The following is a 12,377-nucleotide window of genomic DNA, read 5'->3' as shown; positions in this document are numbered from 1 at the left end:
CCGGGGGCGGGGGGGGCATTTCCCCCCAAAACCCACCGGGCGGCCCCGGGCGGCCCCCCCCTGTTTCATTCGGCCGGTGTGCCCGGCGCCTCGGCGGCCCGCGGCTTCGGCGCGATCGAGCCGCCCAGCAGCTTCTCATGCACCCATTCGCGGACATGCTGCAGGGTGACGTAGAGCATCGGGATCAGGAAGATGCCGATCGCCGAGGCCGCGATCATGCCGCCGAACACCGAGGTGCCGACGCCGCGCCGGCTGGCCGCAGCCGCGCCCGCCGCCGTCACCAGCGGCACCAGGCCGAGGATGAAGGCGAAGCTGGTCATCATCACCGGCCGGAAGCGCAGCCGGGCGCCCTCGATCGCGGCATCGGCGATCGACGACCCCTCCTCGCGCTTGGCCTTGGCGAATTCGACGATCAGGATGCCGTTCTTGCTGGCCAGGGCGATCAGCACGACGATGCCGATCTGGGCGTAGACGTCGTTCGACAGCCCGGCGATCCACAGCGCCGCCAGGCCGCCGACGATGCCGACGATGACCGACAGCAGCACGCCGATCGGGATCGACCAGCTCTCGTACAGCGCCACCAGGAACAGATAGGCGAACAGCACGGCAAGGCCGAGGATGAAGCCGGTCTGGCCCGCCGCCTCCAGCTCCTGCAGCGCGGTGCCGGTCCATTCGAAGCCGTAGCCGGCGGGCAGGGTGGCGGCCGAGACCCGGGTCATCGCCGCCAGCGATTCGCCCGAGCTGAAGCCCGGCGCGGCGCTGCCCAGGATGTTCACCGCCCGGTAGTTGTTGTAGCGGGTGATGAACAGCGGCCCGAGCTGCTGCTGCGCGTCGACCAGCGACCGCATCGGCACCATCTGGCCGGTCGAGGAGCGGACATAGATCCGGTAGATGTCGTCAACCGTGCGGCGGTCGTCGGCCTCGCCCTGGGCGATCACCTGCCAGGTGCGGCCGAACAGGTTGAAGTCGTTGATGTAGAAACCGCCCAGCGTCGCCTGCAGCGCGTTGAAGATGGCGCTGACGCCGACGCCGAGATTCTGCGCCTTCTCGCGGTCCAGGTTGAGGAAGATCTGCGGCGTGTTGGCGTTGTAGGAGGTGAAGACCTGGGTCAGGCCCGGCGTCTGGTTGGCCGCCACCACCAGCCCCTGGGCCACCGCCGCCAGCTCGTTCGGGCTTTTGCCCTCGAGATCCTCGAGCTGGTACTGGAAGCCGCCGGCGGTGCCGAGGCCGATGATCGGCGGCAGGTTCAAGGGGATGATCAGCGCGTCGCGCACCCCGGCGGTGCGGATCGCCACCTGGCGGATCACGTTGAACACCGTGATCCCTTCCTTGACCCGCTCGTCGAACGGCTTCAGCGCCACCACCAGGAAGGCGGCGTTCGGCTCGGCCAGGCCGTCGATGAAGCTGCGGCCGACCACGCCGGTGATGTCGGCGACGCCGGGGATGTCCCTGACCAGCGCCTCGACCTGCTCGGTCACCTGGGTGGTCCGGCTGACAGTGGCGGCCGGCGGCAGCTTCATCTCGACGAAGAACAGGCCCTGGTCCTCGTCCGGCAGGAAGCCGGTCGGGGTGGCGCTGTTGAGCAGCCAGGCCAGCCCGCCGAACGCCGCGATCAGCACGATCGACAGCACCGCCAGCCGCACCAGCCGGGCGACGACCCAGGCATAGCCGTCGCGCACCTTGTCGATGCCGCCGGACACCCGGCCCATGATCCGGCCGTACAGGCCGGGGCGGTGGCCGGGCTGGTGCGGCTTCAGGAACACGCCGCACAGCGCCGGGCTCAGCGTCAGCGCGTTCAACGCCGAGATCAGCATCGCCACCGACACGGTGACGGCGAATTGCGAGTACAGCGCGCCGGTGATGCCGGGGATGAAGCCGACCGGCACGAACACCGACAGCAGCACCAGGGTGATGGCGATGATCGGCGCGGTGATCTCGCGCATCGCCAGCTTGGTCGCCTCCTTGGCCGGCAGCCCGGTCTCGGCCATCACCCGCTCGACGTTCTCGACCACGACGATGGCGTCGTCGACGACGATGCCGATCGCCAGGATCATGGCGAACATCGAGATGGTGTTGGCGGAGAAGCCGAAGGCCAGCAGCACGGCGAAGGTGCCGACCAGCGACACCGGCACCGCGATGATCGGGATCAGCGTGGCGCGCAGGTTGCCGAGGAACACGAACACCACGATCGCGACCAGGATGAAGGCCTCGACCAGGGTGTGGATCACCTCGCTGATCGTCTCGGTGACGAAGACGGTGGTGTCGTAGGTGATCCGGTAGTCGACCCCGGCGGGGAAGCGGTCCTTCAGCCGCTCCATCTCCGCCCGCACGCCCTCGGCGGCGGCGACGGCGTTGGAGCCGGGCGACTGGTAGATGCCGATCACCGCGGCCGGCACGCCGTTCAGGCGCGAGGTGGTGTCGTAGGACTGGGCGTTCAGCTCCAGCCGCGCCACGTCCTTCAGCCGCACCACCGACCCGTCCGGGTTGGCGCGCAGGATGATGTTCTCGAACTGCTTGACGTCGGTCAGCCGGCCCAGCGTCTGCAGCGTCACCTGGATCTGCTGCGTGTCCGGCATCGGCTGGGCGCCCAGGCGGCCGACGGCGGCCTGCACGTTCTGGCCCTGCACCGCGGTGACGATGTCGTTCGGGGTCAGGCCGAAGCTGGTCAGTTGATCGGTGCTGTACCAGATCCGCATCGCGTAGTTCAGGGTGCCGAACAGCGAAGCCTGGCCGACGCCGGTGACGCGGGCCAGCGAATCGACCACGTTGATGATCGCGTAGTTGTTCAGGAACAGCGCGTCCTGGCTCTTGTCCGGCGAATAGATGGTGACCAGCTGCAGGATCGCCGAGGACTGCTTCTTGACCGTCAGGCCCTGGGCCGTCACCTCGCTGGGCAGCTTCGGCTCGGCCAGCGCCACCCGGTTCTGGACGTTGACGGTGTTGATGTCCGGGTCGGTGCCGACAGCGAAGCTGATGGTCAGCGAATAGGAGCCGTCGCTGCCGCTGGTCGACGACATGTACAGCATGTTGTCGACGCCGTTGACCTGGGCCTCGATCGGCTGCGCCACGGTCGCCTCGACCACGGCGGCGCTGGCGCCGGGATAGGAGCCCGAGACCGAGACCTGCGGCGGCACGATGTCGGGGAACTGGGCGATCGGGATGCTGCGGATCGCGATCAGCCCGGCCAGGGTGATGACGATCGCGATGACGATCGCGAAGCGCGGGCGATCGACGAAGATCGAGGACAGCATCGGGTCAGTTCCCCGCCGGCTTGGCCGGCGCCGCCTCGGCTGCTGCCGGCGCGGGGTTGACCTCCTGGCCCGGGCGCACCTTCTGGATGCCGTCGACGATGACGACGTCGCCGTCATTCAGCCCCTGCTGCACCACCACGTCGGCGCCCTGGTTGGCGCCGGTGGTGATGTGCTTGGCCGCAGCCTTGTTGCCCTCGCCGACCACCAGCACGTAGCTGCCGGTCTGGTCGGACAGGATCGCGCGCTGCGGGATCACCAGCGCCTCGACCGGGTCCTTCCGCTCCGCCGTCACCCGGGCGTATTGCCCGTCGGTCAGGATCCGGTTCGGGTTGGCGAAGACCGCCCGCACCATCAGCGTGTCGGTGTTCTGGTCGACCTTGACGTCGGTGAAGTCGATCTTGCCGGTCTGCGGGTACTCCGACCCGTTGGCCAGCGTCAGCTTCACCACCACGTCCTGCGGCTCGATCCTGCCGGACCCGCTCGCCTGCTGCACGTCCTGGATGAAGCGGTCGCTGACCGGGAAGGTGACGTAGATCGGGTCCTGGCTGACGATGGTGGCCAGGGCACCGCTGCTGGGCCCGACCAGCGCGCCGACGCTGAAGGTGGAGATGCCGACCCGGCCGTCGAACGGTGCCTTGATGTCGGTGTAGCCGAGATTGATCTGCGCCTGCTCCAGCGCCGCCTGGTTCTGCTGCACCGACGCGTTCGCCGATTTCTCGGCCGCGATGCGGTCGTCCAGCGTCGCCTGCGAGACGTTCTGGTTCTTGATCAGGTCGCGGGCGCGGTCGGCCTGCAGCTTGGCGTTGTCGGCATTGGCCTGGGCGCTGACGAGGTTGGCCTGGGCCTGGTCGACCGCGGCCTGGTAGGTATCCTTCTCCAGCACGAACAGCATCTCGCCGGCCTTCACCTCCTGGCCTTCGGTGTAGTTGCGCTGCTGCAGGAAGCCTTCGACCCGGGCCACCAGGTCGACCTTGTTCACCGCCTGGACCCGGCCGACGAAGGTGACGCCCGCGGCCACCGGCCGCTTGGCGGCGGTGACGACGCCGACGGCCGGCGGCGGCATCTGCGGCGCCTGGGCCTGCTTCTCGGAGGATTCATTGCAGCCGGCGAGGAGGAGGAGACCCAGGGCGATGGCGGGGGCGCGATGCCGGCGTGCGGTCCAGGAACCCGACATGATTGGCCCGTCTCCTTCGGCTTTGATCAAAATATGCTTGTATGCTCTGTCGCGCGGCAGGCACCGAATCCGATACACGGTATCATTGTTTTGTTATTGGGAAAGCATCTTGCAGATATTCCACCGGCGGAACAGCAGGGCCAACCGCGGGTTGAACAGGCAATGAGACTGGGAGGATTTTTGATGAAGTTGTGGCCGACTCTCATCGCGCTTGCCGTGACGGCGGCCGCGACGGCGGCTCAGGCCCAGAGTTCGCTGCTGGACGACCCGTTGCAGGTGCCCACCCTTCGGGCTCCGTCGACCCCCACCCCGGCCCAGCCGCTGGTCAAGCCCGGCCTGCCGTCACGCCCGGAACAGCCGGCGCCGGCGCCCGCGGCGTTTCCAGCGGCCCCCGCGGCACCTTCCGGCCAGGAGGCGGGCCGCACCGTCCGGCTCGAGCAGGAGCAGGCGCATCCGAGCGGCGTGGCGATGATGCTGACCGGCATCACCTACCGGGCCGACAGCGTCATCATCTCCGCCAGCATCCTCAACCTGACCGACCGGGCCGTTTCGCTCAACCACGGCGGCAGCCTGGCGCTGGTGGACGACAGGGGTCGCGCCCATCCCTTCGTGCCGCCGGTCGACAATCCGGAAGTGCAGGTCGCGCCGCGCTCGCGGGTGAATGCCAGCTTCGTCTTCGCCGGGCCGCTCAGCAGCGACACCCGGTCGATGCAGCTCTCGACCAACGGCCCGTCGGGGAGCCGCAGCGACCGGCTGACCTCGACACCGTCCTTCCAGTTCCGCGTGCCCGTGTCCTGACAGGCCGCCGGCCGGTCAGATGAACAGCAGCTGGCCGTCGCGCGGCGATTCGGCCAGCAGGGTGACGACGCCGGCGATCTCGGCCGGCACCGCCAGGTCGGCAGCGGCGAGGCCGAGCGCTCGCAGCCCCATCTCGCAGGCGATGAAGCGCACGCCCAGCGCCTGGCAGGCCTCCAGCAGCTCGGCGAAGGTCGCCACCCGGCGGGCGGCGAACTCCGCCTCCTGCGCCTCGGCGCCGCCGTCCAGCCGGCGCCAGCCCTCGGGCAGCAGCGCCCGCAGCGCCGGACCGGTGAAGAACAGCGTCGCCCGGCGGTTGGTCGCGGCGGCGGCGCTGGCCAGGACCAGGGCGTAATGCACCCGGTCGAAGCGGCCGTCGAACACCACGATCGACAGCGCGCCGATCCCGGCCGGACCATCAGCCATGGTGATGCGACAGGTCGGTCATCGAAGGGCTGTCGCCGCACAGCGGGCAGTCCGGGTCGCGCGGCAGGGCGATCTCGCGCAGCCGTGCCTCCAACGCGTCGTACAGCAGCAGCCGGCCGGACAGGCCTTCGCCGATGCCCAGGATCTCCTTGATCGTCTCGATCGCCTGCATCGAACCCAGCACGCCCGGCAGGGCGCCGAACACCCCGGCCTCGGAACAGCTCGGCACCGTGCCCGGGTCGGGCGGCGCCGGGAACAGGCAGCGATAGCAGGGATGCGGGTCGCCGAGATGCGCCTTGAAGGTCGACAGCTGCGCCTCGAAGCGCAGCATCGCGGCCGACACCAGCGGCCGCTGCGCCAGGTAGCAGGCATCGTTCAGCAGGTAGCGGGTGGCGAAGTTGTCGCTGCCGTCGACCACGATGTCGAAGGCGGCCACCCGCTCCAGCGCCGAGGCCGCGGTCAGCCGCTCGGCGAAGCGCTCGACCGTGACCTCCGGGTTCAGCGCCTGGAGGCGGGTGATGGCGCTGTCGACCTTGAGCCGGCCCAGCGTGGTGGTGTCGTGCACCACCTGGCGCTGCAGGTTGCTCAGCTCGACCAGGTCGTCGTCGCAGATCCCGATGGTGCCGATGCCGGCGGCGGCGAGGTACAGCAGAAGGGGTGAGCCGAGGCCGCCGGCGCCGATCACCAGCACCCGCGCGGCCAGCAGTTTCTCCTGACCCTTGCCGCCGACTTCGGGCAGCAGGATGTGGCGCGCATAGCGCTTGATCTGGGCGTCGGTGAAGCTCATGGGGCCGAGCATAACCCCCCGCCCGCGGCCTGAACAGCCGGGGCCGAAGCCGCAGCCTTAGCATGCCCAGCCGCTTCGCTGCGCTGCGACGTGTCGCCCGGCTGGGGCCTTATGGCACGTCGGGAAGTTGGTGGGCGATCGGAGGAATCGTGGCATATTCTTTCCGAGCCAAGAAATAAGGCGACTGGAGCCAGTCGGTCGCCGAAGGAGACTTGTCATGGATCTCGATCCAGTCCTCCTGTCCCGGTTCCAATTCGCCTTCGTCGTCTCGTTCCATTTCCTGTTCCCGGCCTTCACCATCGGCGTTGCCAGCTGGCTGGCGGTGCTCGAGGGGCTGTATCTGAAGTCCGGGCGGGCCGAATACCGGACCCTCTACAAGTTCTGGATCAAGATCTTCGCCGTCTCCTTCGGCGTCGGCGTCGTCACCGGCATCGTCATGACCTACCAGTTCGGCACGAACTGGGCCGGCCTGACCCGGGCCGGCGGCAGCATCCTCGGGCCGCTGCTCGGCTATGAGGTGGTGACCGCCTTCTTCCTCGAGGCCGGCTTCCTCGGCATCATGCTGTTCGGCTGGGACAAGGTGCCGCGAATCGTCCATTTCGGCGCCACCGCCGCGGTCGCGGTCGGCACCGCCATCTCCGCCTTCTGGATCCTGTCGGCCAACTCCTTCCTGCACACCCCGGCGGGCTACGAGGTGGCGGACGGCGTCCTGGTCCCGGCCGACTGGCTTCAGATTGTGTTCAACCCGTCCTTCCCGGTGCGCTTCCTGCACACGGTGGTGGCGGCCTATCTGACCACCGCCTTCGTCATCGCCGGCGTCTCGGCCTGGTACCTGCTGCGCGGCCGCAGCGTGCTGGAATCGCGCCAGGCCTTCTCGATGGCGCTGTGGCTGATCGCGGTGCTGGCGCCGGTGCAGATCGTCATCGGCGACCAGGCGGGGCTGGAGGTGCGCGAGCACCAGCCGGTCAAGCTGGCGGCGATCGAGGCGCATTGGCAGACCGGCTCGGACGTGCCGCTGATCCTGTTCGCCTGGCCCGACCAGAGCGGCGAGAAGAACGACTTCGTGCTCGAGATCCCGCATCTCGGATCGCTGATCCTGACCCACAGCTGGGACGGCTCGGTGCAGGGGCTGAAGGACTTCCCGGCCGACCAGCGGCCGCCGGTCGCGATCGTGTTCTGGACCTTCCGGATCATGGTGGGCCTGGGCTTCCTGATGCTCGGCGCCGCCCTGCTCGGCCTGTGGCTGCGGGCGACCGGCCGGCTCTACGACAGCCGCTGGTTCCAGCGCTTCATGGTGGTGATGCTGCCCTCCGGCTTCGTCGCCGTGATCGCCGGCTGGTTCACCACCGAGATCGGCCGCCAGCCCTGGGCGGTGCAGGGCATCCTGCGCACGGCGGACGCGCTGTCCCCGGTCGGCGGCGGCAGCGTGCTGCTGTCGCTGGTCCTGTTCGTGCTGATCTACGCCATCCTGCTCGGCTCCGCCGTCTACTACATCGTCAAGCTGGTGCGGATCGGGCCGGAAGCCGCCGAATCCGATCGCGAGGAGACCTTCAAGACCCCGGCGCGGCCGTTCTCGCTGCCCGACGCCACCTTCGAATCCCGGGAGTGAAGCCATGACGCCGGATGTCTGGACGATTCCGACCGTCCTGCCCCTGATCTGGGCCGCGATCGCCGCCGTCGGGGTGTTCATGTATGTGCTGATGGACGGGTTCGACCTCGGCGTCGGCATCCTCTTCCCCTGGGCCCGCACCGAGGAGGACCGCGACCTGATGATGAGCTCGGTCGCGCCGATCTGGGACGGCAACGAGACCTGGCTGGTGCTCGGCGGCGTCGTCCTGCTGGCGGTGTTCCCGGTCGCCTTCTCGATCATCCTGCCGGCGCTGTACCTGCCGATCACCTTCATGGTGATGGGGCTGATCTTCCGCGGCGTCGCCTTCGAGTTCCGGTTCAAGGCGCACACCAGCAAATGGCTGTGGACCGTGGCCTTCGCCGGCGGCAGCCTGCTCGCCACCTTCTTCCAGGGCGTCGTGCTGGGCACCTTCGTCCAGGGCTTCCCGGTCTCCGGCACCCAGTACACCGGTGGGGCGTTCCACTGGATCTCGCCCTTCAGCCTGATGACCGGCATCGCCCTGGTGCTAGGCTACGGCCTGCTCGGCGCCGCCTGGCTGGTGCTGAAGACCGAAGGGCCGCTGCAGGCCTGGGCCCGCGACGCCACCCTCCGCCTGCTGCTCGGCGTGCTGTTCTTCATGGCGGTGGTCAGCCTGTGGGTGCCGTTCCTCGACCGGTCGATAGCCGAGCGCTGGTTCACCTGGCCGAACATCGCGTATTTCGCCCCGGTGCCGATCCTGGTGGCGGTGTTCGCCTGGCGGCTGTGGCTGTCGCTGCAGCGCGGCTCGGATTACGGGCCGTTCCTCTACACCATGGCGCTGTTCGTGCTCGGCTACACCGGCCTGGCCATCAGCCTGTGGCCCAAGGTGGTGCCGCCGGACCTGACCATCTGGGACGTCGCCGCCCCGGCCTCGTCGCAGCTGTTCCTGCTGATCGGCGTCGCCTTCCTGATCCCGCTGATCCTGGTCTACACCACCTATGCCTATTGGGTGTTCCGCGGCAAGGTGAAGGCGGGCGAGGGCTACGACCACTGAGCCATGGTTGCCGCGGGGCGATCCGGGGTAGTCTCCGCGCCAACACTTTCCCAGGAGACTCCCATGGCCGGATCGGGCTACCGCAAGGACCGCATCGGCAACCACAAGCTGCACCCCGAGACGCTGATGCTCGGCTATGGCTATGACCCGACCCTGTCCGAGGGCGCGGTCAAGCAGCCGGTGTTCCTGACCTCGACCTTCGTCTTCAAATCGGCCGAGGACGGGCGCGACTTCTTCGACTACACCGCCGGCCGGCGCGAGCCGAAGCCGGGCGTCGATGCCGGGCTGGTCTACACCCGCTTCAACCACCCCAACAGCGAGATCGTCGAGGACCGGCTGGCGATCTATGAGGGGGCGGAGGCGGCGGGCATCTTCTCCAGCGGCATGTCGGCGATCGCGACCACGCTGCTGGCCTTCGCCCGGCCGGGCGACGTCATCCTGCACAGCCAGCCGCTCTATGGCGGCACCGAGACGCTGATCGCCCGCACCCTGGCGCCGTTCCAGATCGGCGCGGTCGGCTTCCCCGACGGCGTCGACGGCGCCGTGATCCGGGCCGCGGCCGACGAGGCGACGGCCAAGGGCCGGGTCTCGGTGATCCTGGTCGAATCGCCGTCGAACCCGCTCAACACCCTGGTCGATCTCGAGCTGGTGCGCGCCGTCGCCGACGAGATCGGGGCGAAGCAGGGCCACACCCCGGTGGTGGTCTGCGACAACACCCTGCTCGGCCCGATCTTCCAGAAGCCGATCCGGCACGGCACCGACATCGTGGTCTATTCCCTGACCAAATATGTCGGCGGCCACAGCGACCTGGTGGCCGGCGCGGTGTTGGGCCGGCGCGACCAGATCCGGCAGGTCAAGCTGCTGCGCGGTGCCATCGGCACCCAGCTCGACCCGCATTCGGCCTGGATGATCGCGCGGTCGCTGGAGACGCTGTCGCTGCGCATGACCGCGGCCTGCCGCAACGCCGAGACCGTGACCCGGTTCCTGGCCGAGCATCCGCAGGTCGCCGCGGTCTACTACCCGGCGCTGCTGCCGGACGGCAGCCCGGAGCGGGCGGTGTTCGACCGGCAATGCACCGGCGCCGGCACCACCTTCTCCTTCGACATCAAGGGCGGCGAGGCCGAGGCCTTCCGCTTCCTCAACGCGCTCAGGATCTTCAAGCTGGCGGTCAGCCTCGGCGGCACCGAATCCCTGGTCTGCCACCCCGCGACCACGGTGCATTCCGGCGTGCCGAAGGAGACGCGGGAGCGGATCGGCATCTCCGACGCCACCATCCGCGTCTCGATCGGCATCGAGCATGTCGAGGATTTGGTCGCCGACCTGACCCAGGCTTTGGCCGCGGCCGGCGCGGAGTAGACCCTGCACCTTCGGCGATGACAGCCGCGTTGCCTCTCCTCCCCGGGCTTGACGCGGGGATTGCGGGACCTTTGCAGAACACCGCCGTTTGGGCCGGCCTGTCCCTTCTATCCTCCCCCTCCCGCAAAAGGAGGGGGTAGAGGGAGGGGTTTGGCGCCGATGGAATTGACGTTGAGCGTCACCACCGGCCCTGCAGAAACCTTGGCGTAATCCACTCCGGCCGAGATCCGGATGTCGCTTGATAATTTTGACCCGGCGCGCCACTTATCCTGACCTGTCGGATCTTTGGCCGACTGACTGCATTCGGCTCATTGCGGACCATCGCCGGCGCTGCCGGCTTCCCCGGAGCGGACATTTCCGACGATCTGACCTTGCCCGAAAGCGGACTCGGCACCCGGAGGACCGGATCACGATCGATCCCGTTCTGGGCGGCGTGTGTGCGAGTATCCGAGGGAAGGCCGTCCCGTGGCCGCTTCTGGCGCGATCCATACGGCCAGACCGTCTGCGAAGGGCGGGAAGCGGAAGTCCGCCATCCGGCCGGAGAGGGTGGGAACCGCCATCTAGAACCATGTGTCCGCGCTAAGATCGATTATCAAATCGACCGGGGTGGGCTGTTCATTTCGACAGGGCGTTCGATAGTCACGCTTGAGAGGTGCCGTCCAACCATTCACACGCAGCCCGGCCACCGATCAGGTGGCCGGGCTGCCCGCCCTCTCAGATTCGGGATAGTCGCTTCAATTTACCAGCTCGATCTCGCTCGGCCGCGATTCCTTCGTAAAGAAGGGCTCAAGCGGGCTGTAGAGGCGAAGGATGACGAAAAATCCCTTGTCGGGCATGGTCTGGATCCAGTTGCCGCGCCCGACGCCGTCCGGCTGGCCCGGACCGAAGTAGACGGTTGTCGAACCATCCGCGCTCGCTTCAGCAGCGGGAGACGGGTAGCTCTGGCTGCCGGCGCGTGGGTAACGCTGAGGCGTGTCGAGCATCGAGCGCGACTGGTTGTCATAGAGCGTGAACGACCAGAAGTTTGCTTCTGGAATGCCCTGGGGCAGCGTCACCTTGTAGGTCTTGGCGCCATCGAGATACTGCTTGTTCGCATCCAGCGACGCCAAGAGGTACTGCGAGCCGATGCCGGGCAGGCGCATGGCCATCCCCGGCGTAATCCCCGTGATGCCGTAAAAGAAGTTCGTGCGCGCATCCAGCGTCCGATAGCCGGTCGGGGGGAAGGGTTTCGCTCCCTCGCGTGTGATCATGGGAATCGGCGTTTCGAACTCGTAACCGGTCTCGAAGAGGTAGTTCCACCACGCCGAATTGGGATAGTAGAACCAGCTCGGATCGCGAGGGTTCATCAACAGGCTGCGCGAGGTGGCATTGGCGAGGGCCAGTGCTTCGGTGAGGATTTTCCTCATCCGGGAATCCGGTGCAAAGGGCTGGCCTTTGACGATGCCGATGGCCGCCATCGGCCCCATCAGTTCAGGATCGAGCGACGTCGCCGGCTCCTGTTGCACGACCTCGTTGAGCAATTCGAAGAAGCTGAAATCGCTGGGCGGGACCGTATTCATCACCTTGCCGGAACCGTCGTGAAACACCGTCGGCGGTGGCGGTGTGACGCGACCAAGCATGGCTTTTCCGGCCAGGAACTCAGAGATGGGTGTGCCGACGCCGCCGGTCTCGTAGGGATAGATTTTCGTGTACTTCCGGATCGCCTCGGCCGGGGGCTTCGGATCGCTCTTGTTCTCCAGGAACGCTCGACCAAACCACACGACGCGGGTGGTCTTGGCGTGGGCGACGTAGAACCCACCCGTCGGTTGCTCACCCTCATAGCCTGGAGGCAGGATCAGGTATTTTCCACCTTCGCCTCGGTCCGCCCCGGGCAGACCGATATCAACGACCCACCGGAACCAGTAGTCATCGATCGCACCGAGAAATTTGGGCGGGACCTCCAGCAC

At 67.8% G+C, this 12,377-nt stretch carries 9 protein-coding genes; 4 read left to right on the top strand and 5 right to left on the bottom strand.

Annotated elements, in window-relative coordinates; genetic code table 11:
* Positions 1-65: 65 nt before the first annotated feature.
* Entirely contained in the window at positions 66-3,251 is a 3,186-nt protein-coding gene (locus tag AAHM41_RS35140; protein WP_342241282.1) for an efflux RND transporter permease subunit, read from the bottom strand.
* Between the two features lie 4 nt (positions 3,252-3,255).
* Positions 3,256-4,425 carry an efflux RND transporter periplasmic adaptor subunit gene (locus AAHM41_RS35135; protein WP_342241281.1) on the bottom strand — a complete coding sequence of 390 codons (1,170 nt, stop codon included), beginning with the start codon at positions 4,423-4,425 and terminating at the stop codon, positions 3,256-3,258.
* Positions 4,426-4,608: 183 nt separating this feature from the next.
* Between AAHM41_RS35135 and AAHM41_RS35130 the strand changes: the two genes are divergently transcribed.
* Positions 4,609-5,223 carry a hypothetical protein gene (locus AAHM41_RS35130; RefSeq protein WP_342241280.1) on the top strand — a complete coding sequence of 205 codons (615 nt, stop codon included), beginning with the start codon at positions 4,609-4,611 and terminating at the stop codon, positions 5,221-5,223.
* A gap of 15 nt (positions 5,224-5,238) precedes the next feature.
* On the opposite strand, the gene AAHM41_RS35125 is transcribed toward AAHM41_RS35130, so the two are convergent.
* Both AAHM41_RS35125 and AAHM41_RS35120 read right to left on the bottom strand, forming a co-directional pair.
* Positions 5,239-5,646 carry a DsrE/DsrF/DrsH-like family protein gene (locus tag AAHM41_RS35125; RefSeq protein ID WP_342241279.1) on the bottom strand — a complete coding sequence of 136 codons (408 nt, stop codon included), beginning with the start codon at positions 5,644-5,646 and terminating at the stop codon, positions 5,239-5,241.
* A complete protein-coding gene (locus tag AAHM41_RS35120) occupies positions 5,639-6,433 on the bottom strand; it encodes a HesA/MoeB/ThiF family protein (RefSeq protein ID WP_342241278.1) in 795 nt (264 codons plus the stop codon). Before AAHM41_RS35120 ends, AAHM41_RS35125 begins: the two co-directional genes overlap by 8 nt.
* 217 nt (positions 6,434-6,650) lie before the next feature.
* Between AAHM41_RS35120 and AAHM41_RS35115 the strand changes: the two genes are divergently transcribed.
* The 3 genes from AAHM41_RS35115 (at position 6,651) to AAHM41_RS35105 (ending at position 10,431) form a co-directional block, all read left to right on the top strand.
* Positions 6,651-8,042: a cytochrome ubiquinol oxidase subunit I gene (locus AAHM41_RS35115; RefSeq protein WP_342241277.1), complete on the top strand. Its 1,392-nt coding sequence runs from the start codon at positions 6,651-6,653 to the stop codon at positions 8,040-8,042.
* 4 nt (positions 8,043-8,046) lie between these two features.
* Positions 8,047-9,075, top strand: a complete 1,029-nt coding sequence (gene cydB / locus AAHM41_RS35110; protein ID WP_446719513.1) for a cytochrome d ubiquinol oxidase subunit II — start codon at positions 8,047-8,049, stop codon at positions 9,073-9,075.
* 63 nt (positions 9,076-9,138) lie between these two features.
* Positions 9,139-10,431 (top strand): cystathionine gamma-synthase family protein, encoded by a 1,293-nt coding sequence (locus tag AAHM41_RS35105; RefSeq protein WP_342241276.1) that lies wholly within the window; start codon positions 9,139-9,141, stop codon positions 10,429-10,431.
* Between the two features lie 734 nt (positions 10,432-11,165).
* On the opposite strand, the gene AAHM41_RS35100 is transcribed toward AAHM41_RS35105, so the two are convergent.
* Positions 11,166-12,377 (bottom strand): DUF1254 domain-containing protein (locus AAHM41_RS35100; RefSeq protein WP_342241275.1); only part of this gene is annotated, 1,212 nt, incomplete at its 5' end.

The sequence above is a fragment of the Inquilinus sp. OTU3971 genome, from assembly GCF_038440215.1.
This window is presented reverse-complemented; position numbering and strand designations above follow the sequence as displayed.